21 protein-coding genes and 3 pseudogenes are annotated in these 26,458 nt (G+C 70.2%); 11 read left to right on the forward strand and 13 right to left on the reverse strand.

Features of this window, described 5'->3' with window-relative positions:
* Positions 1–82 precede the first annotated feature (82 nt).
* The 7 genes and pseudogenes from RUMESO_RS11870 to cysE all read left to right on the forward strand — a co-directional run bounded on the left by RUMESO_RS11870 (position 83) and on the right by cysE (position 7,633).
* A complete protein-coding gene (locus RUMESO_RS11870; RefSeq protein ID WP_037280449.1) occupies positions 83–304 on the forward strand; it encodes a rcc01693 family protein in 222 nt (73 codons plus the stop codon).
* Positions 301–915, forward strand: a pseudogene (locus RUMESO_RS27185) (phage tail tape measure protein); the annotation flags it as partial. The gene RUMESO_RS11870 and the pseudogene RUMESO_RS27185, both read left to right, overlap by 4 nt.
* Before the next feature lie 47 nt (positions 916–962).
* A complete protein-coding gene (locus tag RUMESO_RS11880; protein ID WP_037280453.1) occupies positions 963–1,586 on the forward strand; it encodes a DUF2460 domain-containing protein in 624 nt (207 codons plus the stop codon).
* Complete coding sequence (locus tag RUMESO_RS11885) at positions 1,583–2,428, forward strand: DUF2163 domain-containing protein (protein WP_037280455.1); 846 nt, start codon at positions 1,583–1,585, stop codon at positions 2,426–2,428. Before RUMESO_RS11880 ends, RUMESO_RS11885 begins: the two co-directional genes overlap by 4 nt.
* Positions 2,425–2,850, forward strand: a complete 426-nt coding sequence (locus tag RUMESO_RS11890) for an NlpC/P60 family protein (protein ID WP_037280457.1) — start codon at positions 2,425–2,427, stop codon at positions 2,848–2,850. Before RUMESO_RS11885 ends, RUMESO_RS11890 begins: the two co-directional genes overlap by 4 nt.
* Positions 2,850–6,728 carry a baseplate multidomain protein megatron gene (locus RUMESO_RS11895; RefSeq protein ID WP_037280459.1) on the forward strand — a complete coding sequence of 1,293 codons (3,879 nt, stop codon included), beginning with the start codon at positions 2,850–2,852 and terminating at the stop codon, positions 6,726–6,728. The genes RUMESO_RS11890 and RUMESO_RS11895 overlap by 1 nt, the downstream gene beginning before the upstream one ends.
* 98 nt (positions 6,729–6,826) lie before the next feature.
* Positions 6,827–7,633: a serine O-acetyltransferase gene (cysE, locus tag RUMESO_RS11900; protein WP_037280517.1), complete on the forward strand. Its 807-nt coding sequence runs from the start codon at positions 6,827–6,829 to the stop codon at positions 7,631–7,633.
* 1 nt (position 7,634) lies between these two features.
* On the opposite strand, the gene RUMESO_RS11905 is transcribed toward cysE, so the two are convergent.
* The 4 genes from RUMESO_RS11905 to pdhA form a co-directional block, all read right to left on the reverse strand.
* Positions 7,635–8,060 (reverse strand): MliC family protein, encoded by a 426-nt coding sequence (locus tag RUMESO_RS11905; RefSeq protein ID WP_051521271.1) that lies wholly within the window; start codon positions 8,058–8,060, stop codon positions 7,635–7,637.
* A gap of 96 nt (positions 8,061–8,156) precedes the next feature.
* Positions 8,157–9,569 carry a pyruvate dehydrogenase complex dihydrolipoamide acetyltransferase gene (locus RUMESO_RS11910; protein ID WP_037280461.1) on the reverse strand — a complete coding sequence of 471 codons (1,413 nt, stop codon included), beginning with the start codon at positions 9,567–9,569 and terminating at the stop codon, positions 8,157–8,159.
* A gap of 11 nt (positions 9,570–9,580) precedes the next feature.
* Positions 9,581–10,996, reverse strand: a complete 1,416-nt coding sequence (locus RUMESO_RS11915) for a pyruvate dehydrogenase complex E1 component subunit beta (protein WP_037280463.1) — start codon at positions 10,994–10,996, stop codon at positions 9,581–9,583.
* Positions 10,997–11,078: 82 nt separating this feature from the next.
* A complete protein-coding gene (pdhA, locus tag RUMESO_RS11920; protein WP_051521272.1) occupies positions 11,079–12,098 on the reverse strand; it encodes a pyruvate dehydrogenase (acetyl-transferring) E1 component subunit alpha in 1,020 nt (339 codons plus the stop codon).
* A gap of 366 nt (positions 12,099–12,464) precedes the next feature.
* Here pdhA and RUMESO_RS11925 point away from each other — a divergent pair, with 366 nt between their 5' ends.
* Positions 12,465–13,523, forward strand: coding sequence for a LacI family DNA-binding transcriptional regulator (locus RUMESO_RS11925; RefSeq protein ID WP_037280464.1), 1,059 nt, complete (start codon positions 12,465–12,467; stop codon positions 13,521–13,523).
* Here the strand turns inward: RUMESO_RS11925 and RUMESO_RS11930 are convergent.
* The 3 genes and pseudogenes from RUMESO_RS11930 to RUMESO_RS11940 form a co-directional block, all read right to left on the reverse strand.
* Positions 13,513–13,812: an FtsB family cell division protein gene (locus RUMESO_RS11930; RefSeq protein ID WP_037280466.1), complete on the reverse strand. Its 300-nt coding sequence runs from the start codon at positions 13,810–13,812 to the stop codon at positions 13,513–13,515. The genes RUMESO_RS11925 and RUMESO_RS11930 overlap by 11 nt on opposite strands.
* Positions 13,813–13,935: 123 nt before the next feature.
* Complete coding sequence (locus RUMESO_RS11935; RefSeq protein ID WP_037280468.1) at positions 13,936–14,862, reverse strand: class I fructose-bisphosphate aldolase; 927 nt, start codon at positions 14,860–14,862, stop codon at positions 13,936–13,938.
* Between the two features lie 101 nt (positions 14,863–14,963).
* Positions 14,964–16,107, reverse strand: a pseudogene (locus RUMESO_RS11940) (phosphoglycerate kinase).
* 168 nt (positions 16,108–16,275) lie between these two features.
* On the opposite strand from RUMESO_RS11940, the gene RUMESO_RS11945 reads away from it, so the two are divergent.
* Together RUMESO_RS11945 and RUMESO_RS11950 are read left to right on the forward strand one after the other, a co-directional pair.
* Positions 16,276–16,797 carry a peptidylprolyl isomerase gene (locus tag RUMESO_RS11945; protein ID WP_037280470.1) on the forward strand — a complete coding sequence of 174 codons (522 nt, stop codon included), beginning with the start codon at positions 16,276–16,278 and terminating at the stop codon, positions 16,795–16,797.
* Between the two features lie 11 nt (positions 16,798–16,808).
* Positions 16,809–17,354: a peptidylprolyl isomerase gene (locus tag RUMESO_RS11950; RefSeq protein WP_037280472.1), complete on the forward strand. Its 546-nt coding sequence runs from the start codon at positions 16,809–16,811 to the stop codon at positions 17,352–17,354.
* Positions 17,355–17,387: 33 nt separating this feature from the next.
* On the opposite strand, the gene RUMESO_RS11955 is transcribed toward RUMESO_RS11950, so the two are convergent.
* The 5 genes and pseudogenes from RUMESO_RS11955 to RUMESO_RS11975 form a co-directional block, all read right to left on the reverse strand.
* Positions 17,388–18,800: a protein adenylyltransferase SelO gene (locus RUMESO_RS11955; RefSeq protein ID WP_037280474.1), complete on the reverse strand. Its 1,413-nt coding sequence runs from the start codon at positions 18,798–18,800 to the stop codon at positions 17,388–17,390.
* A 128-nt stretch (positions 18,801–18,928) separates the two neighbouring features.
* Positions 18,929–19,861 (reverse strand): nucleoside hydrolase, encoded by a 933-nt coding sequence (locus RUMESO_RS11960; protein WP_037280475.1) that lies wholly within the window; start codon positions 19,859–19,861, stop codon positions 18,929–18,931.
* Between the two features lie 102 nt (positions 19,862–19,963).
* On the reverse strand, positions 19,964–20,539 hold the full coding sequence (ilvN, locus tag RUMESO_RS11965; RefSeq protein ID WP_037280478.1) for an acetolactate synthase small subunit: 576 nt from the start codon (positions 20,537–20,539) through the stop codon (positions 19,964–19,966).
* Between the two features lie 25 nt (positions 20,540–20,564).
* Positions 20,565–22,317 (reverse strand): annotated as a pseudogene (locus tag RUMESO_RS11970) (acetolactate synthase 3 large subunit).
* Positions 22,318–22,563: 246 nt separating this feature from the next.
* Entirely contained in the window at positions 22,564–23,502 is a 939-nt protein-coding gene (locus tag RUMESO_RS11975; protein WP_051521273.1) for a YihY/virulence factor BrkB family protein, read from the reverse strand.
* 190 nt (positions 23,503–23,692) lie between these two features.
* Here RUMESO_RS11975 and RUMESO_RS11980 point away from each other — a divergent pair, with 190 nt between their 5' ends.
* Positions 23,693–24,790 (forward strand): TRAP transporter substrate-binding protein, encoded by a 1,098-nt coding sequence (locus RUMESO_RS11980; protein WP_037280480.1) that lies wholly within the window; start codon positions 23,693–23,695, stop codon positions 24,788–24,790.
* A 66-nt stretch (positions 24,791–24,856) separates the two neighbouring features.
* Here RUMESO_RS11980 and RUMESO_RS11985 read toward each other — a convergent pair whose 3' ends face one another.
* Positions 24,857–26,443, reverse strand: coding sequence for a TRAP transporter large permease (locus tag RUMESO_RS11985; protein ID WP_211262879.1), 1,587 nt, complete (start codon positions 26,441–26,443; stop codon positions 24,857–24,859).
* Positions 26,444–26,458: the final 15 nt, after the last annotated feature.

The raw sequence follows: 26,458 nt of genomic DNA on the forward strand, positions 1-26,458 counted from the left end.
CCGGGGGGCCCGGGGGGGGGGGGTTCCCCCCCGCCACGCCTCGGCTCGACCCGGAGCGCCATCGCCGGCCGAAGATGGCGGGGTGAACCCTGCCCTACGCAGGTCCGGCTCGGGCCCCGCCTTCGACTGGCCCGCGCTGCTGCGCGCGGGCCTCCAGCAACTCCGCCTCAAACCGGCCGAGTTCTGGGCCCTCACCCCCGCCGAGCTCGCCCTGATGCTCGGCTTCGACCAGCGGCCCCTCCCCATGGGCCGCGCCCGCCTCCTCCAGCTCTCCGAGCAGTTCCCCGACAGGACTCCCGCATGACCCCCTTCGACCTTTCCGAGGAGATGGACGGCCTCGACACCCGCCTCGCGGACACGACCCGAATGGCCGCCGCCTTCTCGTCCACCCTCGCCTCCGTCCGCGACAGCCTCGGCCAGACCACCCGCGACCTGGGCGACCTCAAGACCGGCTTCGCGGGCGGCCTCCGCTCCGCCATCGACGGCCTCGTCATCGACGGCGACCGCCTCTCCGACGCGCTCAAGGGCGTCGGCCGAACCATGGTGGACACCGTCTACAAGGCCGCGATGAAGCCTGTGACCGACCAGCTCGGCGGGCTCCTGTCGAGCGGCCTGAACAGCGCCGTCTCGGGCCTGATGCCCTTCGCCAACGGCGGTGCCTTCGCGCAGGGCCGCGTGATGCCCTTCGCCAAGGGCGGCGTCGTCAGCCAGGCGACCCCGTTCCCGATGCGCGGAGCAACCGGCCTCATGGGCGAGGCGGGCCCGGAGGCGATCATGCCGCTGACGCGCGGCGCCGACGGCCGCCTCGGCGTCCGGGCCGAGGGCGGCAAGGCCCCACAGGTGACGATCAATATCTCCACCCCCGACATCGCCGGCTTCCGCCGCTCGCAATCCCAGATCGCCGCCGAGATGTCGCCGCCTCCTCGGGCCGCCGGCCGCCCCGCAACCGCTGAGGTGCCCCCATGGCCTTCCACGACATCCGCTTCCCCACCGCGCTCAGCTTCGGCGCCCTCGGCGGCCCCGAGCGCGCGACCCAGATCGTCACCCTCGCCAACGGCTTCGAGGAGCGGAACTCCCCCTGGTCCCAGTCCCGCCGCCGCTACGACGCGGGCCTGGGCCTCCGCTCGCTCGACGACCTCCACGACCTCCTCGCCTTCTTCGAGGCCCGCGCCGGCCAGCTCCACGCCTTCCGCTGGAAGGACTGGGGCGACCACAAATCCTGCGCGCCTTCCGGCACGCCCAGCCCCCTCGACCAGCAGCTCGGCACCGGCGATGGGACTACCCGGACGTTCCAGCTCCGCAAAGGCTATGGCTCGGGTGGCGTGACCCACTGGCGCACGATCACCAGGCCCGTCGCCGGCACGGTGAAGGTCGCCATCAACGGAGCGCTCCGCCAGGACTGGACGCTCGACGACGCCATCGGCCTCGTGACCTTCACCACCGCCCCGGCGTCCGGCGCCATCGTCACGGCGGGCTTCGAATTCGACGTCCCCGTCCGCTTCGACACCGACTCCGTCCGCGTCCAGGCCTCCACCTTCGCGGCGGGCGAGGTCCCCTCGGTCCCCGTCATCGAGGTGCGCGCATGACCCTCCGCACCCATCTCGCCACCGGCGCGACCACCATCGCCCGCTGCTGGGCCATCGCCCGCATGGACGGCCTCGCGCTCGGCTTCACCGACCACGACCTGCCCCTGACCTTCGACGGCCTCACCTTCCGCCCTGACACCGGCCTGACCGCCCGCGCCGTCGTCCAGGGCACCGGCCTCGCCGTGGACAACTCCGAGGCGCTGGGCGTCCTCTCTTCCGACGCGATCACCGAGGCCGACATCGACGCTGGCCGCTGGGACTCGGCCGAGGTCCGCCTCTGGCACGTCAACTGGGCGAACCCTGAGGAGCGCGATCTCCGCTTCCGGGGCACCTTGGGCGAGATCCGGCGCGGCAACGGCGCCTTCCAGGCCGAGCTGCGCGGCCTCACCGAGGCCCTGAACCGCCCCACCGGCCGCCTCTACCAGACGACCTGCTCCGCGACCCTCGGCGACGCCGCCTGCGGGATCGGCACCACGAGCCGTTCCGCCGAGGTCGAGGCCGGCGACACCGACGGCCGGACCTTCCGGCCCGAGGGCCTCGGCGCCTTCGACCCCCGCTGGTTCGAGCGCGGGCGCCTCACCGTCCTCACCGGCGAGGGCAGGGGCCTGTCCGGCGTCATCAAGGCCGATGGCAAGGAGGGCGGCGACCGCCTCCTCGAGCTCTGGTCCCCCATCCGCGCCACGATCCGGCCCACCGACCGCGTCCGGCTCGAACCCGGCTGCGACAAGCGCGCCGCCACCTGCCGCGTCAAGTTCGACAACCTCGTCAACTTCCGCGGCTTCCCCTTCGTCCCGGGAGAGGACTGGCTCCTTGCCGTCCCATCGAGGGGCGCCATCCGATGAGCCGCCCCGAATCGAGGATCGTCACCGCCGCCCGCGCCTGGGTCGGCACCCCTCACCTGCACCAGGCTTCCACCAAGGGCGCGGGCTGCGACTGCCTCGGCCTCATCCGGGGCGTCTGGCGCGAGGTCCACGGCGAGGAGCCCATGCCCGTCCCGACCTACACCCCCGACTGGTCCGAGCCGCAGGGCGAGGAGCGCCTCTGGGACGCCGCCCGCCAGGTCCTGAACCCCGGCCAAGGGCGGCCCGGCGACCTCCTCCTCTTCCGGATGCGCGCCGGTGCCGTCGCCAAGCACCTCGGCATCCTCTCCGCACCCGACGCCTTCATCCATTCCATGAGCGGACACGGCGTCATCGATAGCCCCCTGTCCGCCCCCTGGGCCGCCCGCATCGTGGCCCGCTTCGACCTCGAAGGAGCAACCTGATGGCCACCATCGTCCTTTCCGCCGCCGGCATGGCGCTGGGCGGCTCCCTCGGGGGCTCCGTCCTGGGCCTCTCCGCCGCCACCCTGGGTCGCGCCGCCGGCGCCATGGTCGGCCGCGCCATCGACGAGCGCCTCCTCGGCGCCGGCAGCGCTCCGGTCGAGACGGGCCGCATCGACCGCTTCCGCCTCACCGGCGCCTCCGAAGGCGCGGCCGTCGCCCGCGTCCACGGCGCCGTCCGGGTGGGCGGCCAGGTCATCTGGGCCTCGCCGTTCAAGGAGTCCTCGGCCACCTCCGGCGGCAAGGGTTCCCCCCAGCCGCAGGTCACGACCTACGGCTATACCGTCTCGCTCGCCGTCGCGCTCTGCGAGGGGGTCATCGCCGGCATCGGCCGCGTCTGGGCCGACGGGCAGGAGATCGCGCGGGGCGACCTCCAGCTCTCGGTCTACCACGGCACCGAGGACCAGCTCCCCGACCCGCGCATCGAGGCCGAGGAGGGCCCGGCCCGCGTCTCCGCCCATCGCGGCATCGCCTATGTCGTGATCGAGGACTTGCCCCTCGAACGCTTCGGCAACCGCGTCCCGCAGTTCAGCTTCGAGGTCTTCCGCCCCGCCCTCCACCGCTTGGACGCCGAGGCCGAGGACATCGCCCGCCTCCTGCGCGGCGTGGCCCTGATCCCCGGCACCGGCGAATACGCGCTGGCGACCACGCCGGTCTACCTCTCCTCTGGCTTCGGCCAGTCCACGCCCGCCAACGTCAACACCGCCCAGGCCAGGCCCGACTTCCTCGTCTCGCTCGACCAGCTCACGACCGAGCTTCCCCGGCTCCAGTCCATCAGCCTCGTCGTCTGCTGGTTCGGCGACGACCTCCGCGCCGGGCATTGCCAAGTCCAGCCCAAGGTCGAGCAGACCGGGACGGACGGGCAGGGGATGCCCTGGTCCGTGTCCGGCCTCCCCCGCGCGCAGGCCCGCCGGGTCCCGCGCGAGGACGGCCGCCCCGTCTATGGCGGCACGCCCACCGACGCCTCCGTGATCCAGGCGATCCGCGAGATCCGCGAGCGCGGCAAGGCGGTCACCTTCTACCCCTTCCTCCTCATGGACCAGATGCCGGGCAACGGCCTGCCCGACCCCTACGGAGCCGCCGAGCAGCCCGCGCTGCCCTGGCGCGGCCGCATCACGCTGTCGAAGGCCCCCGGCCGCCCCGGGTCGCCCGACCTCACGGCCGAGGCCGACGCGGAGGTCGCCGCCTTCTTCGGCTCCGCCCAGCCAGGCCAGTTCGCGCGGCAGGCGGAGGGCGTCGCCTACACCGGCCCCGCCGAGTGGTCCTTCCGCCGCATGATCCTCCACTACGCCCATCTCTGCGCCGAGGCCGGGGGCGTGGACGCCTTCTGCATCGGGACCGAGATGCGGGGCCTCACCACGATCCGGGGGGCGGACGGCTTCCCGGCGGTGGACCAGCTCCGCCGCCTCGCCCGCGAGGTGAAGGCCATCCTTCCCGGGGCCACGATCACCTACGCCGCCGACTGGTCCGAATACTCCGGCTACCAGCCGGCCGGCACGGCCGACAAGCTCTTCCACCTCGACCCACTCTGGGCCGACGACGCCATCGACGTGATCGGCCTCGACAACTACCTGCCGCTCTCGGACTGGCGGGAGGGCGACGACCACCTCGACGCCGCCTGGGGTGACGTGCACTCGGTCGACTACCTCGCCGCCAACGTCGCCGGGGGCGAGCTTCACGACTGGTTCTACGCCTCCGAGGCCGACCGCGCCGCGCAGGTCCGCACGCCCATCGCCGACGGGCTGGGCGAGCCCTGGCTCTGGCGCCTGAAGGACCTCCAGGGCTGGTGGTCGAACCCGCACCATGACCGCGTCGACGGCCAGCGCCGCGCCGCCTCCCCCTGGGTCCCCAAGTCCAAGCCGATCTGGTTCACCGAGATCGGCTGCGCGGCCATCGACAAGGGCACCAACGAGCCCAACAAGTTCCTCGACCCCAAGTCCTCCGAGTCCATGCTCCCGCGCTTCTCGGACGGACGCCGCGACGACCTGATCCAGCAGAGCTACTACCGCGCCCTCTTCCGCCATTGGGCCGACCCGTCGAACAACCCCGTCTCGCCGCTCTACGGCGGAGCGATGGTGGACATGGACCGGGCGCACGCCTGGGCCTGGGACGCGCGGCCCTTCCCGGCCTTCCCGGCAACCACCGACCTCTGGGGCGACGGCCCGAACTACGACCGGGGCCACTGGCTGAACGGCCGCGCCTCGGCCCGCACGCTCGCCTCGGTGGTCGAGGAGATCTGCCGGGACAGCGGGGCCGCCGGTCCCGACACCTCGTGCCTGCACGGCCTGGTCCGCGGGATGGTGATCGAGGACGCCGGCACCGCGCGCGAGGCGCTCCAGCCCCTGATGCTGGCCTATGGCTTCGACGTGCTGGAACGAGACGGGCGGCTCGTGGCGCGGACCCGCACCGGCCGGGTCGACGCCGTGATCGAGGAGGCGTTGCTCGTCCACGACGAAGGCGCCGAATCCGACCTGACGCTCACCCGCGCGCCCGAGGCGGAGCTCGCCGGCCGCGTCCAGGTCCAGGTGATCGAGCACGGCGCCGACTACGCCAGCATCTCGGTCGAGGCCGTGCTGCCCGACGACCCCGTCCCGGCGCTCTCGCGCAATAGCCTCCCCCTGGTGGCGCTGCGGGCCGAGGGACGGGCCATCGCCGAACGGTGGCTCCATGAATCCCGCCTCGGCCGGGACGGCGCCCGCTTCGCCCTGCCGCCCTCGCTGGCCCACCTCGGCCCCGGCGACGTGGTGGAGGTCGGGGGCGCGAGCTGGCGGATCGACCGGGTCGAGGACGCCGGCGCGCGAAGCGTCGAAGCGGTTCGCGTCGAGCCTGGCACCTGGCGCCCCGTCGAGGCCACCGACGAGCCCCGGCCACCGCGGCCCATCGCGGTGCCGGCCCCGGTCGAGGCGGTGTTCCTCGACCTCCCCCTCCTGACCGGGGAGGAGGCCCCCGAGGCGCCCCATGTGGCCTTCGTGGCCAGCCCCTGGCCGGGCCCGGTCGCGCTCGCCTCAGGCGCCATGGATGCGGGCTACAGCCAGGTCCTGAACGCGCCGGTCCCGGCGACGGTGGGGACGACGCTTACATCGCTCCGCCGCGCCGAGCCGGGGATCTGGGACCGGGGCCCGGCGCTCCGGGTGCGGCTCGCGCGTGGCGCCTTGGCCTCGGTCTGCGTCGAGAGGGTGCTGGGCGGCGCCGGCGTGGCGGCCATCGGGGACGGGCTCACCGACCATTGGGAGGTCTTCCAGTTCGCCGAGGCCAAGCTCGTGGCGCCCAGTACCTGGGACCTGCGGCTGAGGCTGCGCGGTCAGGCCGGGACCGACGCCGTCATGCCCGACGAATGGCCGGCCGGCTCGCGCTTCGTCCTCCTCGACGGGGTGCCTTCGCAGTGGAGCTACCCGGCCTCGCTCCGCGACCGGCTGCGTCACTACCGCTGGGGACCTGCGGGCCGACCGCTCTCGGACCCGTCCTGGCGGCACCGCGAGGTCGCGTTCCGGGGCATCGGCCTCCGGCCCTATGCGGTATGCCACCTGCGGGCGCACGACTCGGGGGGTGACCTGCGCGTGAGTTGGGTGCGGCGGACCCGGATCGACGGCGACTCCTGGACCGGCACCGAGGTCCCGCTCGGCGAGGAGCGGGAGGCCTACCTCCTCAGGGTGCATCGCGACGGCACCGTGCTGCGCGAGGTGGAGGTGGCCCGGCCGGCCTGGACCTACGATGCCGCGATGCGGGCCGAGGACGGCCCGGGTCCGCTGCGGATCGAGGTCGCCCAGCTCTCGGTCCGGTTCGGGCCGGGGCCGTTCCGCTCGGTCGAGGCGACGGCGTGAGATCCCTCGCCGAGATGGTCGGAGGCCCCTTTGACGGTGGCCTCCGCACCCTATCTGCGCTAGGGTCCCGCACGCTTATGGAGGGCGCGATGACAGTGATGTCGACACCCAGGGTTCAACTGGCCGAGATCGACCCGGTCTGGTCGCGCATCCGGCAGGAGGGCGAGGCCGCCGTCGTCGGCGAACCGCTGCTCGGCGGGCTCGTGCATTCGAGCGTCCTGCACCACCCGACGTTCGAGCGGGCGCTGGCCTACCGCATCGCCATGAAGCTCACCTCGCCCGAGATGTCGGGCCAGATCTTCCGCGAGATCGTGGACGAGGCGCTGGAGGAGGAGCCCGGCATCGCCCAGGCCGCCCGCGCCGACATCGTCGCGATCCATGACCGCGACCCGGCCTGCCACACGTTCCTGCAGCCGATGCTCTACTTCAAGGGCTTCCAGGCCGTGCAGTCCTATCGTGTCGCGCATCACCTCTGGACGCACGGCCGCAGGGACATGGCCTACTTCTTCCAGACGCGCGTCTCGGAGGTCTTCGGCGTGGACATCCACCCGGCCGCGCGGATCGGCAAGGGCATCATGATCGACCATGCCCATTCCATCGTCATCGGCGAGACGGCGGTGGTCGGCGACAACGTCTCGATGCTGCATTCGGTGACGCTGGGCGGGACGGGCAAGACCGACGGCGACCGGCATCCGAAGATCGGCGACGGCGTGCTGATCGGGGCCGGGGCGCACGTCCTCGGGAACATCAAGGTCGGCCACTGCTCCCGCATCGCGGCGGGGAGCGTGGTGCTCCACGACGTGCCGCCCTGCAAGACGGTGGCCGGCGTTCCCGCCAAGATCGTGGGCGAGGCCGGCTGCGCGAACCCCGCCATCTCGATGGATCAGCGCCTTCCCGGAGGGTGACTCACCCGTTCGCCCGACACTCGGTCCCGGGGTCGGTCGCGGTGCTCTCGTTGGGTCCCAGCGGCGCCAGATTCGCTGTCTGGAGCCCACGCGTCCACCACTGGTAGCCGCCGCCGATGTAGCGCACGCCGCTGGCCGAGACGCCCTGGAGCATCCGTATGCTCCGCCCGTCAACGTAGAGGTAGGCCGCGTTCTGGCCGGCGCTCATGATGGCGTCGTCCGAGTTGCCGTACTGGGCCTGGACGACCCGACCGTCGGCGCAGAGGTAGGTCAGGAAGCCCTGGCGCGGCGGAATCCCGGCCGCCGCGACTTCGTTCGGCCGAGGGGCCCCGACGCCCGAGCCGGGCAGGGGGGTCGTGCCGGTCGCCGTCTCCTCGCAGGCGGCGACGAGGGCCAGGGCGGCGAGGGGGATCAGAAGGCTGCGCATGGAGGATCCTTTCGGGGAGAGGGCGCCCGGCGGCGCCATCCCCTTTCCAGCTAGAGCAGCGCCGCGTCCCGTCAGGCAGACGGGACGAAGGCGTGATCAGGCCAGCATCGCGACCGGGTTCTCGAGGTTGTCCTTGATCGCCTGCAGAAGCTCGGCCCCCAGGGCGCCGTCGATGACGCGATGATCGACCGACAGCGTCACGGACATGACCGTGGCCACCTCGATCTGATCGTTCGCGCCGACCACCGGCTTCTTCACCCCGGCGCCGACCGCGAGGATCGCCCCATGCGGCGGGTTGATGACCGCGTCGAAGTTGTCGATGCCGAACATCCCGAGGTTCGAGATCGCGAAGCTGCCGCCCTGGTACTCCTGCGGAGCGAGCTTCCTGGACCGCGCGCGGGCGGCGAGGTCCTTCATCTCGGCCGAGAGCGCCGAGAGCGACTTGAGGTGCGCGTCCTTGAGGACGGGCGTGAAGAGGCCCCCCTCGATGGCGACGGCGACGGCCACGTCCGAGGGCTTGAGCTTCACGATCCGGTCGCCCGCCCAGATGGCGTTGGCGTTCGGCACCTGCTGGAGCGCCAGCGCGCAGGCCTTGATGATGAAGTCGTTGACCGAGAGCTTCACCTTGCGCGGCTCGAGCGCGCCGTTGAGCTGAGCCCGGAACGCGAGCAGCGCGTCGAGCTGGATGTCGCGGCGGAGGTAGAAGTGCGGGATCGTCTGCTTCGCCTCGGTGAGGCGGGCGGCGATCGTCTTCCGCATCCCGTCGAGCTTGACCTCCTCGATCTCGCGGCCCTCGTACATGCGGAGGATCGCATCGGCCGTTGGGGCCGGAGCCGCCTTGGGCGCCTCGGCGGCGAGCGCGGGCTGAGACGCCGCAGGCGTCGGAGCCGCCGGTTGCGCGGCCGCGGCTGCGGAGGGCTTGAAGCCCTCCACATCGGCCTTGACGATCCGGCCATTCGGGCCGCTGCCCTTCACGGCGGAGAGATCGATCCCTTTCTCTCCCGCAATGCGGCGGGCGAGGGGAGAGGCGAAGACCCGGCCGCCCTCGGAAGGCTTGGCCTGCGGCTGGGGCGCCGCGCCTCCACCGGCGGGCGTGCCGTCCTCCCGCTTGGCCGCCGCCGCGTCGAGCACGCCGGCAGGGGCGTCGCCGGTCCGCTCGGGCACCGGGCCCAGCGAGTAGTCGGCGATCTCGCCGGAGGGCGCGGGCGCATCGGAGGCCTTAGCAGCCCCGGAGCCACCGGCTGCGGGAACGGCGGAGGCATCCTCGCCCTCGCCGAGCAGGAGCGCGATGGGCGTGTTGACCTTCACGCCCTCGGAGCCCTCGGGGACGAGGATTCGGCCGATGACGCCCTCATCGACGGCCTCGAATTCCATGGTGGCCTTGTCGGTCTCGATCTCGGCCATCACGTCGCCGGACTTGACGGTGTCACCCTCCTTCACGAGCCACTTGGCCAGGGTGCCTTCCTCCATCGTGGGGGAGAGCGCGGGCATCAGAATCTGCGTGGGCATCGGCGCTCCCCTCAGCGGTAGGTCACTTGTTTCACGGCGTCGATGACCTCGGCTACCGTGATGAGCGCGAGCTTCTCGAGGTTCGCGGCGTAGGGCATCGGAACGTCCTTGCCGGTCAGCGAGATCACGGGCGCGTCGAGGTAGTCGAAGGCCTCGCGCATGATCTGCGAGCCGATGTAGCTGCCGACCGAGCCCTGGGGCCATCCCTCCTCGATGGTGATGCAGCGGTTGGTCTTCTTCACCGACTCGATCACCGTGGGCAGGTCCATCGGGCGGAGCGAACGGAGGTTGATGACCTCGGCCTCGACGCCCTGCCTGGCCAGCTCCTCGGCGGCCTGGAGGGCGTAGGTCATGCCGATGCCGAAGCTCACGAGCGTCACGTCGCTTCCCGCCCGCTCGATCTTGGCCTTGCCGAAGGGGATGGTGAAGTCGTCCATCTCCGGCACCTCGAAGGAGCGGCCGTAGAGGATCTCGTTCTCGAGGAAGATGACCGGGTTCGGGTCGCGGATCGCAGTCTTCATGAGGCCTTTCGCGTCGGCGGCGGAGTAGGGCATGACCACGCGCAGGCCCGGGACCTGCATGAACCAGGCGGCGTAGTCCTGCGAGTGCTGGGCCGCCACGCGGGCCGCCGCGCCGTTCGGGCCCCGGAACACGATGGGGCAGCCCATCTGGCCGCCCGACATGTAGAGCGTCTTGGCCGCCGAGTTGATGATGTGATCCATCGCCTGCATGGCGAAGTTGAAGGTCATGAACTCGACGATGGGCTTGAGGCCGCCGAAGGCCGCGCCGACGCCGATGCCCGCGAACCCGTATTCGGTGATGGGCGTGTCGATGACGCGCTTGGGCCCGAACTCGTCCAGGAGCCCCTGGCTGATCTTGTAGGCGCCCTGATACTCGCCGACTTCCTCGCCCATGAGGAAGACCGTGTCGTCGCGGCGCATCTCCTCGGTCATGGCCTCCCGAAGCGCCTCGCGGACGGTCATCGTCCTGGTGGCCGTGCCCTCGGGGTAGTCGGGGGTCACGGGGGCCTTCGGCTCGGCCGGGACGGGGGCGGGGGTGTCGGCGGGCGTGGGCTCGGCCCGGCCCTCGGAGCCCTTCAGCGGCGACGGGATCGGCACCGACCCCTCGCCGGCGGATGCGGACGGAGCGGGCGTGGCGGGCGCCTCGGCGGCCGAGGCGTCCTCGCCCTCCGCCAGCAGGACGGCGATGGGCGCGTTGACCTTCACGCCCTCGGTCCCCTCGGGAACGAGGATCTTGCCGAGGGTGCCTTCATCGACGGCCTCGAACTCCATCGTGGCCTTGTCGGTCTCGATCTCCGCGAGGATGTCGCCCGACTTGATCGGGTCGCCTTCCTTCTTGAGCCAGCGGGCGAGGGTGCCTTCCTCCATCGTGGGCGAAAGGGCGGGCATCAGGATGTTGGTGGCCATTTGGTCCCCTTGGTAGTCCGCCGTTCGGCGTGTTCGGCCATCGTTGCGCGAAGCCGAGGGCCTCGGTCTCGTCTTGTCGCGCTCAGGCGACGATGTCAGTCCAGAGCTCGCTCACGTCGGGCTCCGGGCTCTCCTTGGAGAACTCGGCCGCCTCGTTGACGATGTCCTTGATCTCGCGATCGATGGCCTTGAGGTCGTCCTCGGTGGCATGGTTGCCGGTCAGGAGGATGGAGCGGACGTGCTCGATGGGATCGCGCTCGTCCTTCATCTTCTGGACCTCCTCGCGCGTACGGTACTTGGCGGGGTCCGACATGGAGTGGCCGCGATACCGGTAGGTCTTGACCTCGAGGATGTAGGGGCCGTTTCCGGCGCGGCAGTGCTCCACTGCGCGCTGGCCGGCAGCCTTGACCGCGAGGACGTCCATGCCGTCCACCTCCTCGCCCGCGATGCCGTAGGCGGCGCCACGCTCCCAGTAGGTGCGGGACATGGTGCTCCGCTTGACGGAGGTGCCCATGGCGTACTGGTTGTTCTCGATGACGAAGACGACCGGCAGGGACCAGAGCTGGGCCATGTTGTAGGTCTCGTAGACCTGGCCCTGGTTGGCGGCGCCGTCGCCGAAGTAGGTGAAGGTCACGCGGCCATTGTCCAGGTACTTGTCGGCGAAGGCGAGGCCCGCGCCGATCGGGACCTGCGCCGCGACGATGCCGTGGCCGCCGTAGAAGTGCCGCTCCTTGCTGAACATGTGCATGGAGCCGCCCTTGCCCTTGGAGTAGCCGCCGATGCGGCCCGTGAGCTCGGCCATGACGCCCTTGGCATCCATCCCGCAGGCCAGCATGTGCCCGTGATCGCGGTAGGAGGTGACGCGCTTGTCGCCCTCCTCGGCGGCGGCCTCAAGGCCGACCACCACGGCCTCCTGTCCGATGTAGAGGTGGCAGAACCCGCCGATCAGCCCCATGCCGTAGAGCTGGCCCGCCTTCTCCTCGAAGCGGCGGATCAGCAGCATCTCGCGATAATACGTGAGGAGCTCCTCGCGGGAGACGTTGGGGATCGCGGCGGAGTCGGGGGCGGGCGCGGCGGTCTGAGCGGCTTGGGCGGTGGCCATGATCCGGGTCCTCGCTGGGCGAATGATCTTCCTCAAGGTGATCTAGCGGAGACCCCAGGGAATGGCGAGGGCCCCTCCTCGCTGCGCTGCGGCATGGCCATGAGAGGCACGGGCCCGTGGGGGGACGTCCCCACGGGCCCGCCTGATGGGCTGGGCGGCGGCGCAACCCGATCCGTGCAAGGGTCTGGTCAGTCAAATGGGATGGAAAAAGCGTCGTGGAATGTCGCTGCTCAATCGGTCTTGAAATCGATGGCCCATCAATTGAACCGATTCAAAGGTAACTCCCGGCCAACCTACCGTCAAGCGGAAAGTTGAATCGGTTCAAAATATGATCTAGGGCTTGGGAAACCCAAGTGGGGCAGGGACATGGCCGAAGCGAAGATGATCAAGCTGCGGGATGTGGCGGAGGCGGCGGGGGTGTCGCAGGGCACGGCGTCCAACGTCTTCAACCGGCCCGAGCTGGTGCGCGAGGAAGTGCGGGAACGGGTCCGGGAGGTCGCGCGCACGCTGGGCTACGCCGGGCCGAGCCCCAAGGGGCGGCTCCTTCGCTCGGGCAAGGTCAACGCCATCGGCATCGCGGCGGCCGAGCCGCTGTCCTACTTCTTCGCCGACCCTTGGGCGCGGCGACTGCTGACCGAGGTGGCCGAGGTCTGCGACGCCCGGGGCGCGGGAATCGCCCTGGTCTCGGTCGCCGGCGGCAAGCACCTGGCCTGGAGCATCGAGAGCGCGCTGGTGGACGGCTTCCTCCTGCGCTGCGGCGGGCGCGAGCTGCTGGTGGAGGTGACCCAGCGCCGGGGCCTGCCCTTCGTGGCCCTGTCGCTGGACACGAGCGAGCCCGACGTCCCCGCCATCGACATCGACGATTTCGGCGCCACGCGGATGGCGGCGCGGCATCTGCTGGCACTTGGCCATCGGCGATTCGCGATCCTGGGGATCGGCCTCGGGCCAGGGCCGGGGCGTGTCCCGCCCGAAGAGGTCCGCGCCACGCGCTTCGTCAACGTGCGCGAGCGAGCGCGCGGCTACTGGGCGGCGCTGACCGAGGCCGGCATCGCCGAGGACATGGTCCCGATCCACGCCGTCCAGAACGACGGCGGCAACGTCGGCGCGGCGCTCGACCTGATCCTGGCGGCCGAGGAGCGGCCCACGGCGCTCCTGGCCATGTCGGACCTCGTGGCGCTGGAGGCACTGAAGGCGCTCGAGGCCCGGGGGGTCCGCGTGCCGGAGGAGATCTCGGTCGTGGGGTTCGACGGCGTGCCGGAGGCGGCCGAGTCGATCCCGCCGCTGACGACGGTGGAGCAGCCCTATCGGCGCATCGCGGAGCGGTCGGTCTCGGCGATCCTGGATGACGACCTGCCGGCGGGGCGGGAGATCCTGCCGCTCACCCTCGTGGTGCGGGGCACCACCGCGCCGCCGGTCAGCGGATGACGACCTCGTCCGGGCGGACCATGCCCAGCACGTCGCGGGCCTGCTGGTCGAGGAGGTCGAGGTCGAGATAGCCGTCCGAGAGGCGGTGCGTCAGGTTCTCCATCCGCTCGACCTCGTCGGAGAGGCTGGCGAGCTGAACCTTGAGCTCCAGCGCCTGGGCGTCCACCTCGGCGCGGCGGAAGATGCCGTAGTTCCCCTGCACGGCGGCGAAGACGAAGTAGAGGCCGAAGAGGCTCATCACCACGACATAGGCGAGATAGCCCAACGGCGCGCGCGTGCTGCGGATCATGATCGGCCCCCAACGTCCCGGGCGCCTCTTCCGGGCGCCTATGGCAAGGGTGCCACGCCCGAGCAGGCGTGGCGAGGGCAGGAATGCGCCACCCCGCAAGGTGGCGCAAACCTGCCACAGGCGTCAGCGCTGCTTGTAGATGCTGACGAGCTGGTCGAGGAGCGCCAGGGCCTCGGCGCGGGGGCGCTGGAAGACGTTGCGGCCGATGATCGAGCCGTTGCCGCCGCCGGCCTGGATGTCGCGGGCGTCCTGGATGACCGAATCCTCGCCCTTGGCCGCGCCGCCCGAGAAGACCACGATCCGCCGCCCGCCCAGGCAGGCCTGCACGACGTGCCGCACCCGCGCGGCCTGGCTGGAGACGTCGATCTTCTGCGCGTCGTAGACCTTCTTGGCCTCGGCCTGGCTGACGTGGTCGGAAGGCAGCTTGACCTTGATGACGTGGGCGCCCAGGAGTGCCGCGATGTGGGCGGCGTAGGCGGTCACGTCGACGGCGGTCTCGCCCTTGCTGTCGAGGTCCTCGCCGCGCGGGTAGGACCAGATCACCGTCGCCACGCCCTTCAAGGCCGCTTCCTTGCGCATCTCGGCGATGTCCTCGAACATTTCGAGCGACATGCTGCTCCCCGGGTAGATCGTAAAGCCGATGGCCGCGCAGCCGAGCCGCAGGGCGTCGTCCACGGTCGCGGTGATCGCCTGGGTCTTGGGCATGTTCGAGGGCAGGAGCGAGTTCGCGGAGTTGACCTTCAGGATCAGCGGGATCTGCCCGGCGAAGGTGTCGGCCCCCGCCTCCAGCGGCCCGAGCGGCGCGGCATAGGCCGAGAGCCCGGCATCGAGCGCGAGCTGGTAGTGGTAGTGCGGGTCGTAGGCGGCCGGGTTGACCGCGAAGCTCCGCGCCGGGCCGTGCTCGAAGCCCTGGTCCACGGGCAGGATCACCATGCGGCCCGTGCCGCCCAGCCGGCCCTGCATCAGCATGCGGACGAGCTGCGCCTTCACGCCGGGGGTCTCGCCCTCGTAGTTCCTCAGGATCGACTGGACGGTGGAGGTGATGGGCATGGCAAGGCCTCGTCTGGATTGCGTTGGGCTAGGGTTAGGACGGGGGCCCCGGAGGGGCAATGCGTGTTGGCGCTACCGGGGCGAAAATGCCCCGGCCGCCGTCATCCGAGCGCCTTGACGCCCGGAAGCTCCTTGCCCTCCATCCATTCGAGGAAGGCGCCCCCGGCGGTCGAGACATAGGTGAAGTCGCCGGTGACGCCGGTGTCGTTCAGCGCGGCCACCGTGTCGCCGCCGCCCGCGACCGAGACGAGGCCGCCCGCGCGGGTCAGTTCGGCCGCCTTGAGCGCGATGGCGTGGGTGCCGGCGTCGAAGGGCTTAGTCTCGAAGGCGCCGACTGGGCCGTTCCAGATCAGCGTCTTCGCGCCGCGCAGGACGGTGTCCACGTAGCTCACCGTCTGGGGCCCTACGTCGAGGATCATCATGTCGTCGGGGCATTCATGCGGCGAGACGAAGCTCTCGGCCGCGCCCTCCACCAGTTCCTTGGCGACGACGAGGTCGCGAGGCAGGACGATCTCGCAGCCCGTCTCCTCGGCGCGGGAGAGAATGCTCCGGGCCGTGTCGGCGAGGTCCGCCTCGTGCAGCGAATGGCCGACGGGGTAGCCCTGGGCGAAGAGGAAGGTGTTCGCCATGGCGCCGCCGATCACCAGATTGTCCACCTTGCCCACCAGGTTGTTCAGGAGGTCGAGCTTGGTGGAGACCTTGGAGCCGCCGACGATGGCGACCAGCGGCCGCTCCGGGTTGCCGAGGGCGCGCTCCAGCGCCGAAAGCTCCTCGGCCATCAGCATCCCGGCGCAGGAGGGCAGGAGCCGCGCGAGCCCCTCGGTCGAGGCGTGGGCGCGGTGCGCGGCCGAGAAGGCGTCGTTGCAGTAGACGTCGCCGAGCCGCGCCATGGCGGCGGCGAAGGCCGGGTCGTTCCTCTCCTCCTCCGGGTGGAAGCGGGTGTTCTCCAGCAACAGCACGTCGCCCCCCTTCATCGCGGCGACGGCGGCCTCGGCCTCCGGTCCCACGCAGTCCGGGGCGAAGCTGACGGGGCGGCCGAGCGCCTGCGCCAGCGCGGGCAGGACCACGCGGAGCGACTGTGAGGGATCGACCTTCCCCTTGGGCCGGCCGAAATGGGCGAGGAGGATCGGCGTGCCCCCCTGGGCCGAGGATCGCCTCGACCGTGGGCACGATCCGCTCGATCCGCGTGGCGTCGGTGACCTGCCCGTTCTCGACCGGGACGTTCAGGTCAACGCGGGTCAGCACGCGCTTGCCGCGCAGGTCCATGTCGTTCAGCGCCTTCCAGGCCATGCGCCTCTCCTTCGTTTCGCTCCGCCAGAGGTGGACTCGCGGAGGCGTGAGGTCAACGGCGGGATTGGCTTCCGGGCCGCCGCCCTCTAGATCAGCCCCCGACCCAAGCCAGAGGAGGGCGGGATGGCCGAGATCAGGGACCCCGAGAACACCATCATCATCGAGCTCAAGGACGGGCCGGTGGTGATCGAGCTCCTGTCCGACGTAGCGCCCAAGCACGTCGAGCGCATCAAGGAGCTCGCGCGAGCCGGGAAATACGACAACGTCGCCTTCCACCGCGTGATCGAGGGCTTCATGGCCCAGACCGGCGACGTCGAGAACGGCAACATGGAGAACAACTTCAACATCCGCCGCGCCGGCACGGGCGGCTCGGACCTGCCGGATCTGCCGGCCGAGTTCTCCAACATCCCGCACGACCGGGGCACCCTGGGGGCGGCGCGGTCGTCGAACCCGAACAGCGCCAACTCGCAGTTCTTCATCAACTTTAAGGACAACCACTTCCTGAACCGGCAGTACACGGTCTATGGCCGCGTGATTTCGGGCATGGAGAACGTGGACAGGATCACGCGCGGCGAGCCGCCCCAGAGCCCCGACCGGATCATCCGGATGCGGGTCGCGGCCGACGCGCCCGAGGGGCAGCAGTGAGGAGCGCATCCATGAAGCGTCTGGCCATCCTTTTCGCCCTGGCGGGGAGCCCCGCCTTGGCCACGGGCCTCGAGATCGACGTGGCGGGGCAGGCCAACGGGACGATCAAGGTGCATCTCTTCGACGACGTGGCGCCCCAGCACGTCGCGCGGATCGTGGAGCTCGCCAACTCGGACGCCTACGACAACGTGGTCTTCCACCGCGTCATCGACGGCTTCATGGCGCAGACCGGGGACGTGCAATACGGCAAGGCCGGCGGCGACCTGTCCCAGGCGGGGATGGGCGGGTCGGACCTGCCGGACCTGCCGGCCGAGTTCTCGGACAGGCCCTTCGCGCGCGGCGTGGTGGGGATGGCCCGCAGCCAGGACCCGAACAGCGCCAACTCGCAGTTCTTCATCATGTTCGCCGACGCGCCGCACCTGAACAGCCAGTACACCGTCGTGGGCGAGGTGACGGAGGGGATGGACGTGGTGGACGCGATCAAGCGTGGCACCGGCGCCAACGGCGAGGTGCTGGAGAGCCCCGACGTGATGACGGACGTGCGCGTCACCGAGTGACGAGGGAGAGGGCGGGGCAGGACCCCGCCCTTTTCACGTCCCGCAGAAGGTCTGGACGACCTTCTCTTCCTCCAGCGGCGGCGCCCGCAGGTGGTCGAAGCGGGGATCGGGCTCGAAGGGGTCCGAAAGGGCGGCGCGCAACTCCTCCAGCGGCCCGAGGTCGCCTGCGACGGCGGCCTGGATCATCGCCTCGACCCGGTGGTTGCGCGGGATGATCGCCGGGTTGGCGCGGCGCATGGCGGCGCGGTCGGGGTCCTTCGCCTCCCAGTCCTTGCGCCACTCCGAGAACTCCGGTTGCGCGGCGAGAAGCTCGGGGACCTCGGTTCCCTCGGCCAGCGCCCGGAAGGTGATCGTGAAGTCGGCCCAGGTCGCCGCCATCTGGTCGAGGAGCCGCGTGGCGAGGGGCTGCACGTCGGGGTCCTCGGGCGAGAGGCCCAGCTTGGCGGCGAAGCGCTTCGTCCATTCGTCGGCGTAGATCGTGGCGAGGCCGCGCACGACCTCGGTCGCCTCGGGGATCGCGGCCTCGTTGCCCATCAGCGGCAGGAGCGCGGTGGCGAGCTGCGCGAGGTTCCAGGCTGCCACGTTGGGCTGCTGGCGGTAAGCGTAGCGGCCGTAAGAGTCGATGGACGAGAACACCGTGTCCGGGTGGTAGGCGTCCATGAAGGCGCAGGGGCCGTAGTCGATCGTCTCGCCGGACACGGCCATGTTGTCGGTGTTCATCACGCCGTGGATGAAGCCCAGCGACATCCACTGCGCGACGAGCCGCGCCTGCCGTTCGGTCACCGCGCGCAGCAGGCCCATGGCACCCTCGACGCCGGGATAGTGGCGGCTCAGGACATGCTCGGTGAGCGCGACCAGCGCCTCCATGTCGTTGCGGGCGTAGAAGTACTGGAAGGTGCCCACCCGGATGTGGCTGGCGGCGACGCGGGCGAGGACGGCGCCGGGATAGGCGCGCTCGCGGCGGATCGTCTCGCCGGTGGCGACGGCGGAGAGGGCGCGGGTCGTGGGGACGCCCAGGACGTGCATCGCCTCGGAGACGACGAACTCGCGCAGGACGGGGCCGACCCAGGCGCGGCCGTCGCCCATGCGGGAGAAGGGGGTGCGGCCCGCGCCCTTGAGCTGGATGTCGCGGCGCTGGCCCTGGCGGTCCACGACCTCGCCCAGGAGGATCGCCCGGCCGTCGCCGAGCTGGGGGTTCCAGCCGCCGAACTGGTGGCCGGCATAGGCCTGCGCGAGGGGGTCCGCGCCCTCGGGCACCGCGTTGCCGGCGAGGACGGCGATGCCCTCGGGGGTCCTCAGCGCCTCGGGGTCGAGGCGCAGCTCCTCGGCCAGGGGCTCGTTGAGGGCGAGGAGGCGGGGCTGAGACACCGGGACCGGCGCCTGGCGGACGAAAAAGCGGTCCGGCAGGCGGGCGTAGCTGTTGTCGAACGGGATGTGCAGGGTCATGGGCAGGATGTAGGGACGCAGGCCCGTCCGGCCAAGCGGGCGTTGACAGGGGGTGGGCGAAACCCATGCAGCGCCGTCGGTGAGGAAGGAGCACGAACCATGCCGAAGGGGGCTTGGTTTCACCCGTCCTACAGGGCGGCGATCCGGTCCGTCAGCAGCGCGAAGTAGCCCTCGGCGTCGAGGTCGCGCACCCAGGTCGCGTTCCGGGGTCGGTCCGTGACGCCCCACCAGTCGGCGACGGTCATGCCACGCGTGAGCTCCGACCGCGTCTCGACCTCCACGTTGCAGAGACGGCCGTGGAAGAGCTCGGGCTTCAGCAGGTAGGCGATCACGCAGGGGTCGTGGAGCGGGCCGCCTTCGGAGCCGTATTTCTCCACGTCGAAGCGTTCGAAGAAGTCGAGCCAGCTCGCCACGGCCTCGCCCGCGCGGGTGCCGAGCGCGCGGAAGCGTTCGACCCGGGCGCGGGTGGTGAGCGCCTTGTGGGTGCAGTCGAGCGGGATCACGGTGATCGGGCGACCGCAGCGGAGGACGATGTCGGCGGCCTCGGGGTCCACGTAGATGTTGAACTCGGCGGCCGGCGTGATGTTGCCGCCCTCGAAGAAGCCGCCGCCCATCAGGACGATCTCCTGCACGCGGTCTACGACGTCAGGGGCGCGGCGGAAGGCGGTGGCGATGTTGGTCAGCGGCCCGAGGGGGCAGAGCGTCACGGTGCCGGGAGCCTCCGCCCGCAGCGTGTCGATGATGAAGTCGACGGCATGGCGCGGGTCGAGCGGCAGCGTCGGCTCGGGCAGGACGATGCCGTCGAGGCCGGACTTGCCGTGGACGTGCTCGGCGGTCTCGAGCACGCGCTCCAGGGGATGCTCGCAGCCGGCGAAGACGGGGACGGACTTGCCCGACAACTCCACGATGACGCGGGCGTTGCGCTGCGTCAGGCGGAGCGGCACGTTCCCGGCGACGGCGGTGAGGCCCAGCACCCGAAGCTCGGGCGAGGCGAGCGCGAGGAGGATGGCGACGGCGTCGTCCTGGCCCGGATCCGTGTCGATGATGATCTTGCGCGGCATGAATCGGTCCTCCCCTGCGGGCGGCACCCAAGCATGGCGGCCGGGCGGATGGAAGGTGGCGGCTTCCTTCCGCCACCTTCGCACGAGGAAGTTAAGGCGAGGTTAAAGCGCCTGGCCTTTCTTGCCGCGCGAGAGCGCCGCGACGCCGGTGCGGGCCATCTCCTGCAGGCCCAGGGGCCGCATGAGGTCGGCGAAGGCGTCGATCTTCTCGGAGGTGCCGGTGATCTCGAAGGTGAAGCTCTCGAGCGTCGAATCGACCACGTTGGCGCGGAAGATGTCGGCGAGGCGCAGCGATTCTACCCGATGGTCGCCCGTGCCCGTCACCTTGAAGAGCGCGAGCTCCCGCTCGACCGACGATCCCTCGACGGTAAGGTCGTGCACGTCATGGACCGCGACGATGCGGCCGAGCTGGGCCTTGATCTGCTCGATGATCTGCGGAGTGCCGGAGGTCACCAGGGTGATGCGGCTCGTATGCCCGGTGTGATCGGTCTCGGCCACGGTCAGCGAATCGATGTTGTAGCCGCGCCCGGAGAAGAGCCCGATCACGCGGGCGAGCACGCCGGGCTCGTTGTCCACGATCACCGCGAGGGTGTGCCGCTCGACCGTCTCGGAGTAGGTCGCGCGGAGGTTGTAGGCGGAGTGGCTCGTGGAGCCTTGCTGGATCTTCAGCGCCAAGATTCGTCGTTCCTTTCCGGTCAGGCGCTCAGACGAGCGCCGCGCCCTTGCCCTGGATGGCGCCCTCGGTCGAGGTCTCGCCCATCAGCATCTCGTTGTGCGGCTTGCCCGAGGGGATCATCGGGAAGCAGTTCTCGTGCTTCTCCACCAGGCAGTCGAAGATCACCGGGCCGGGATGCTCGATCATCTCCATGATCGCGTCGTCGAGGTCCTTGGGGTCCTTGCAGAGGATGCCCTTGGCGCCGAAAGCCTCGGCGAGCTTCACGAAGTCGGGCAGGGCCTCGGACCAGCTCTGCGAGTAGCGCGAGCCGTGGAGGAGCTCCTGCCACTGGCGGACCATGCCGAGGCGCTCGTTGTTGAGGATGAACTGCTTGACGGGGAGGCGGTATTGGACTGCCGTGCCCATCTCCTGCATGTTCATGAGCCAGGACGCCTCGCCCGCGACGTTGATGACGAGAGCGTCGGGGTGGGCGAGCTGGACGCCTATGGAGGAGGGGAAGCCGTAGCCCATGGTGCCGAGGCCGCCGGAGGTCATCCAGCGGTTCGGCTCCTCGAAGCCCAGGAACTGAGCGGCCCACATCTGGTGCTGGCCGACCTCGGTGCAGATGTAGCGGTCGCGGCCCTTGGTGAGGGCCTCGAGGCGCTCGAGGGCGTATTGCGGTTTGATGGTAACTTGGGAGGGCTTGTAGCTCAGGCACTTGCGCGCCCTCCACTGGGCGATCTGGCCGTGCCACTGGCCGAGCGCCTCGCGGTTCGCCTTGCGGCCGCGGGCAGTCCAGAGGTCGAGGATCGCGCGAAGCGCCTCGGCCACGTCGGCGACGACGGGGAAGTCAACGCGGACGACCTTGTTGATCGAGGAGGGGTCGATGTCGATGTGGGCCTTGCGCGAGCCCGGCGAGAAGGCGTCGAGGCGGCCGGTGATGCGGTCGTCGAAGCGGGCGCCGACGTTGAGCATCAGGTCGCAGCCGTGCATCGCCATGTTGGCCTCGTAGAGGCCGTGCATCCCGAGCATCCCGAGCCAGTTCGGCCTGGAGGCCGGATAGGCGCCGAGGCCCATCAGCGTCGAGGTGATCGGGAAGTTCGTGGCCGCGACCAACTCGCGCAGGAGCCTCGTCGCCTCCGGGCCGGAATTGACGACGCCCCCGCCGGTGTAGAGGACCGGGCGCTCGGCGGTCTCCATGGCGGCGACGATGGCCTCGATCATGGCGGGATCGGGCTGGCGCTTGGGCTGGTAGCGGGACTTGTGCTCCTCGCGCGGCGCGTAGGTGCCGGTGGCGAACTGGACGTCCTTGGGGGATGTCGACGAGGACCGGGCCGGGGCGGCCGGAGCGGGCGACGTGGAAGGCCTCGTGCAGCGTCTGGGCGAGGCGGTCGGTGTCCCTCACCAGCCAGTTGGCCTTGGTGCAGGGGCGGGTGATGCCGACGGTGTCCGCCTCCTGGAAGGCGTCGGAGCCGATCATGAAGGTCGGGACCTGCCCGGTCAGGACGACGATGGGGATCGAGTCCATCAGCGCGTCGGTCAGGCCGGTGACCGCGTTCGTCGCGCCGGGGCCGCTCGTCACCAGTGCGACGCCGACCTTGCCGGTGGACCGCGCATAGCCCTCGGCCGCGTGGACGGCGCCCTGCTCGTGCCGGACGAGGATGTGGTGGATGTCGTTCTGCTGGAAGATCTCGTCATAGATGGGAAGGACGGCCCCGCCGGGATATCCGAACACGGTGTCGACGCCCTGGTCCTTGAGGGCCTGCACCACCATCCGGGCACCCGTCATCTCGCGGGTGATCTGAGTCGTTCCGTCCATCGCTCAAACTCCTTGGGCACGAAAAAGCCCCCGGGACAGGTCCGCGGGGGCGCATGGGGGACCGGATGGGAGACCCGTCACCGGCCCATGCGCCTGATCCCTACGAGTACCGGAAGCGTCGCCGTCATGCGTTCCACCGTCGTTCGGTGGGGCTTATGCCCGCAGCAGGCCCAAGGGTCAACCCGCCTTGGGTGAGAAAATGTCGCATCCTGCGTCACGAGAGAAACTTTATTTCTCGCCCGGCGTGATGGCCTTGGCGGTGCGGACGGGTTGGGAGCGGTTCCCGGCCTCCTTGTCCTGCCGCTCGATCTCGGAGTCCACCTCGGCGCCCATCAGCACGATGAAGGCCGAGAGCCAGAGCCAGGTGAGGAGGACGATGACCCCGCCGAGCGCGCCGAAGGTCTCGTTGTAGGCCCCGAAGTTCTGGACGTAGATCGCGAAGACGATGGAGCCGATCAGCCAGAGGATGCAGGCCGCGGCGGCGCCGGGGGTGATCCAGTGCCACGGCACCGGCCCGCGCGAGGGGGCGTAGCGGTAGAGGATCGCGAGGCCAACGGCGAGAACGGCGAGGACCACCGGCCAGCGGATGATCCCCACCAGCGTCTGCGTGAAGTCGCCGAACCGGAACACGCTGAGCAGCACCGGCAGCAGCGCCAGGATCGCCACGATGAGGAGGAAGCCCAGGATCAGGCCGATCGTCAGGGCGAAGGCGGTGAGGTAGTACCTGATGATGCCACGCTTCTCCTCGACCTCGAAGGCGACGTTGAGGCCGTCCATCAGCGAGGTGACGCCCTTCGAGGCCGAGTAGAGCGCGACCAGGATACCGAAGATCGCGGCGAGGCCGAGGCCGCCGGACTCGGACCCCGCGACCGCCGTGGCTTGGTCGATGACGATCTGCGCGGCCTCCTGGGGCAGGAACTGCGACAGGCCCTGGAGCTGGTTCACGACCGCGTTGGGATCGAGGAAGAGGCCCGCGATGGCCATGGCGGCCACGATGCCCGGGAAGATGGCGAGGAGCCCGTAGAAGGCCACGCCGGCCGCGATCAGCCCCACATGGTCGTCGGACATCTCCTTGTAGACGTTGACCGCGAGGCGCCACCAGCCCCGACCCTTCCTGGCCCCGGACGAGGTCTTGGGCGCGCTGGCATCGGCGGGGGCATCGGTCATGGGCGGGGCTCCTTCGGGTCGGCTGCCTGCTCAACGTCAGGCGAGGGCGCCTGTTCCTTGCGCGGCGCGGGCGACTGACGCTGCGGCAGGGCGCGCGCGAAAGGCTTGCCGCAGGGGGGCGGGCCGTTAAGCTCGCTGGCGATAACAGGAGGCCCGCGCCGGACGTGGGCCCAGCAAGGAGGTCAATCACTTGGATCGTCGCAGATTCCTGACGCGCGCCGGTATCGGCGCCGCCGCAGCCACAACGCTGGCGGCCCCTGCCGTGGCGCAGTCGAGCCCCAAGGTCTCCTGGCGCCTTGCCTCGTCCTTCCCGAACTCGCTCGACACGATCTACGGCGGTGCCACGACGCTGTCCAAGTACCTGTCGGCGGCGACGGACGGCAATTTCGAGATCCAGGTCTTCGCGGCGGGCGAGCTCGTGCCCGGTCTGCAGGCGGCGGATGCGGTGATGGAAGGGACCGTCGAGGCCTGCCACACCGTGTCCTACTACTACTGGGGCAAGGACCCGGCCTGGGCGGTGCCGGCGGCGATTCCGTTCTCGCTCGACGCGCGCGGGATGAACGCCTGGCACTACCACGGCGGCGGCATCGACCTCGCCAACCAGTTCTACGCCAAGCAGGGGCTGATCGGCTTCCCGGGAGGGAACACCGGCGTGCAGATGGGCGGCTGGTTCCGCAAGGAGATCAACACCGTCGCCGATCTGCAGGGCCTCAAGATGCGGATTGGCGGCTTCGCCGGGTCGATCATGGAGACGCTTGGCGTCGTGCCCCAGCAGATCGCGGGTGGCGACATCTACTCGGCGCTCGAGACCGGTACGATCGACGCGGCCGAATGGGTCGGCCCCTATGACGATGAGAAGCTCGGCTTCGTGCAGGTCGCACCGTACTACTACTATCCCGGCTGGTGGGAGGGCGGCCCGACGGTCCACTTCCTGTTCAACCTCGAGCAGTACGATTTGCTTCCCGAGAACTACAAGGCGCTGCTCCGCACCGCCTCCCAGGCGGCGGACGCGAACATGCTGTCGCAGTACGACTGGCTGAACACGACCTCGATCCGCAATCTCGTGGCGGCTGGTGCGCAGCTTCGGCCCTTCTCGCCCGAGGTCCTCGAAGCCTGCTTCAACGCCTCGAACGAGGTCTATGCCGCGCTCGACACCTCGAACCCCGAGTTCAAGACGCTCTGGGACTCGATCAAGGCGTTCCGGAACAATTGGTTCACCTGGCTGCAGGTCGCCGAATACAACTTCGACACCTTCATGATGCAGAAGGCGAACGCCGGGCAGCTCTGAGCCGCCGGCTTTCCTGTTCTATGCAACCCCCGGAGAGCTGACTCTCCGGGGGTTCTTCTTGGACCATCAGGGACTTGGCGCGGGGGCCTGCAAGCCCGGCGGCACGCCGAGCCCTCCGGGCTGGCCCAAGCCGACCGGAGGCGGCGTGCCTGGCGCCGTGGCCGAACTGTCCGAGGCGCCGCCCGCGTCCGGCTGAGCGGGCGCCGGCTGGCCCAGGGCACCGGGCTGGCCAAGCGCCCCGGGCTGCCCGAGTTGGCCGAGCGAGCCGGGCTGGCCCAGGCCGCCACCCAGCCCGCCCGCAAGCCCGCCGACGCCGGGGGTCACGATCTGGACGGTGGACGGATCGACCATGGGCCCCCGCTTGAGCATACTGGTCACGAGCCCCGGCGAGAAGATCACGATGGCGACCAGGGTCAACTGGAGCCCGAGCCAGGGGATCGCTCCGAGGTAGATCTGCTTGGTCCGCACTTCCTTCGGCGCGATGGAGCGGAGGTAGAACAGTGCGAAGCCGAACGGCGGGTGCATGAAGCTCGTCTGCAGGTTGATGCAGATGAGCACCCCGAACCAGACGAGGTCGATGCCCAGGTTCTCGGCCGCGGGCGCCAGGAGGGGGATCACGATGAACGCGATCTCGAAGAAGTCCAGGAAGAACGCCAGGAAGAAGATGAACAGGTTCACGAAGATCAGGAAGCCGATTTGGCCGCCGGGAAGCTGGTCGAGCAGGTGCTCGATCCACCGGCCGCCGTCCATTCCCTGGAAGACGAGCGTGAACACGGTGGCGCCGATCAGGATGAAGATCACCATGGAGGTGAGCTGCGCCGTCCGCGCCATGGCCTCGCCTAGCAGGCCAAAGGTCAGGCGGCGGTTTGCGGCCGCCAGGAGCAGGGCGCCCACGACGCCGAGCGCGCCGGATTCGGTCGGGGTCGCGAGGCCGAGGAAGATGGTGCCCAGCACGAGGAACATCAGCACCAGCACGGGGACTATGCCGATCAGGACCTGCGCCACCAGGCGGAGGTTGAGGTCGCCCCGGATCTCCTTGGGGAGTGGCGGCATCAGCTTGGGCCGGACGATCGAGACGCCGAGCACGAAGAGGAGGAACAGGGCCACTTGGACCGAGGCCGGAAGAAGCGCGCCCTTGTAGAGGTCGCCGACCGAGCGGCCGAGCTGGTCGGCCAGCACCACGAGCACGAGCGAAGGCGGAATGAGCTGCGCGATGGTGCCCGAAGCCGCGATCACGCCGGTGGCGAGCCTCTGGTTGTAGCCGTAGCGGAGCATGATGGGCAGCGAGATCACCCCCATCGTGAGCACCGAGGCCGCGACGGTCCCCGTGACGGCGCCCAGGAGCGCGCCCACGATGATGACGGCATAGGCGAGGCCCCCGGGGATCGAGCCGAAGAGCTTGCCCATCCCTTCGAGCAGGTCCTCGGCCAGCTTGGCCCTCTCGAGGATCGCCCCCATCAGCGTGAAGAACGGAATGGCGAGCAGGATGTCGTTGGAAAGGATGCCGAAGACGCGGTGGGGCAGGGCGGCGAGGAAGGCCTCGGGAAAGTGCCCGGTCACGACGCCGATGATGCCGAAGGTGAGCCCGACCGCGCCGAGCGAAAAGGCCACGGGAAAGCCGTAGAGCATGAAGAAGATCATGCTCACGAACATCAGGGGTGGCAGGGG

It is taken from the genome of Rubellimicrobium mesophilum DSM 19309 (assembly GCF_000600335.2).
GTDB lineage: Bacteria > Pseudomonadota > Alphaproteobacteria > Rhodobacterales > Rhodobacteraceae > Rubellimicrobium > Rubellimicrobium mesophilum.

Excerpts from the sequence above, each read along its gene's own strand:
- RUMESO_RS11895 (WP_037280459.1), top strand. The coding sequence starts at position 2,850 with ATGGCCACCATCGTCCTTTCCGCCGCCGGCATGGCGCTGGGCGGCTCC.
- RUMESO_RS11950 (WP_037280472.1), top strand. The coding sequence starts at position 16,809 with ATGAAGCGTCTGGCCATCCTTTTCGCCCTGGCGGGGAGCCCCGCCTTG.
- RUMESO_RS11915 (WP_037280463.1), bottom strand. The coding sequence starts at position 10,996 with ATGGCCACCAACATCCTGATGCCCGCCCTTTCGCCCACGATGGAGGAA.
- RUMESO_RS11945 (WP_037280470.1), top strand. The coding sequence starts at position 16,276 with ATGGCCGAGATCAGGGACCCCGAGAACACCATCATCATCGAGCTCAAG.
- RUMESO_RS11935 (WP_037280468.1), bottom strand. The coding sequence starts at position 14,862 with ATGCCCATCACCTCCACCGTCCAGTCGATCCTGAGGAACTACGAGGGC.
- RUMESO_RS11930 (WP_037280466.1), bottom strand. The coding sequence starts at position 13,812 with ATGATCCGCAGCACGCGCGCGCCGTTGGGCTATCTCGCCTATGTCGTG.
- RUMESO_RS11910 (WP_037280461.1), bottom strand. The coding sequence starts at position 9,569 with ATGCCCACGCAGATTCTGATGCCCGCGCTCTCCCCCACGATGGAGGAA.
- RUMESO_RS11890 (WP_037280457.1), top strand. The coding sequence starts at position 2,425 with ATGAGCCGCCCCGAATCGAGGATCGTCACCGCCGCCCGCGCCTGGGTC.
- RUMESO_RS11985 (WP_211262879.1), bottom strand. The coding sequence starts at position 26,443 with ATGTTCGTGAGCATGATCTTCTTCATGCTCTACGGCTTTCCCGTGGCC.
- pdhA (WP_051521272.1), bottom strand. The coding sequence starts at position 12,098 with ATGGCCACCGCCCAAGCCGCTCAGACCGCCGCGCCCGCCCCCGACTCC.
- RUMESO_RS11925 (WP_037280464.1), top strand. The coding sequence starts at position 12,465 with ATGGCCGAAGCGAAGATGATCAAGCTGCGGGATGTGGCGGAGGCGGCG.
- RUMESO_RS11885 (WP_037280455.1), top strand. The coding sequence starts at position 1,583 with ATGACCCTCCGCACCCATCTCGCCACCGGCGCGACCACCATCGCCCGC.
- RUMESO_RS11880 (WP_037280453.1), top strand. The coding sequence starts at position 963 with ATGGCCTTCCACGACATCCGCTTCCCCACCGCGCTCAGCTTCGGCGCC.
- RUMESO_RS11955 (WP_037280474.1), bottom strand. The coding sequence starts at position 18,800 with ATGACCCTGCACATCCCGTTCGACAACAGCTACGCCCGCCTGCCGGAC.
- RUMESO_RS11975 (WP_051521273.1), bottom strand. The coding sequence starts at position 23,502 with ATGACCGATGCCCCCGCCGATGCCAGCGCGCCCAAGACCTCGTCCGGG.
- cysE (WP_037280517.1), top strand. The coding sequence starts at position 6,827 with ATGTCGACACCCAGGGTTCAACTGGCCGAGATCGACCCGGTCTGGTCG.
- RUMESO_RS11960 (WP_037280475.1), bottom strand. The coding sequence starts at position 19,861 with ATGCCGCGCAAGATCATCATCGACACGGATCCGGGCCAGGACGACGCC.
- RUMESO_RS11905 (WP_051521271.1), bottom strand. The coding sequence starts at position 8,060 with ATGCGCAGCCTTCTGATCCCCCTCGCCGCCCTGGCCCTCGTCGCCGCC.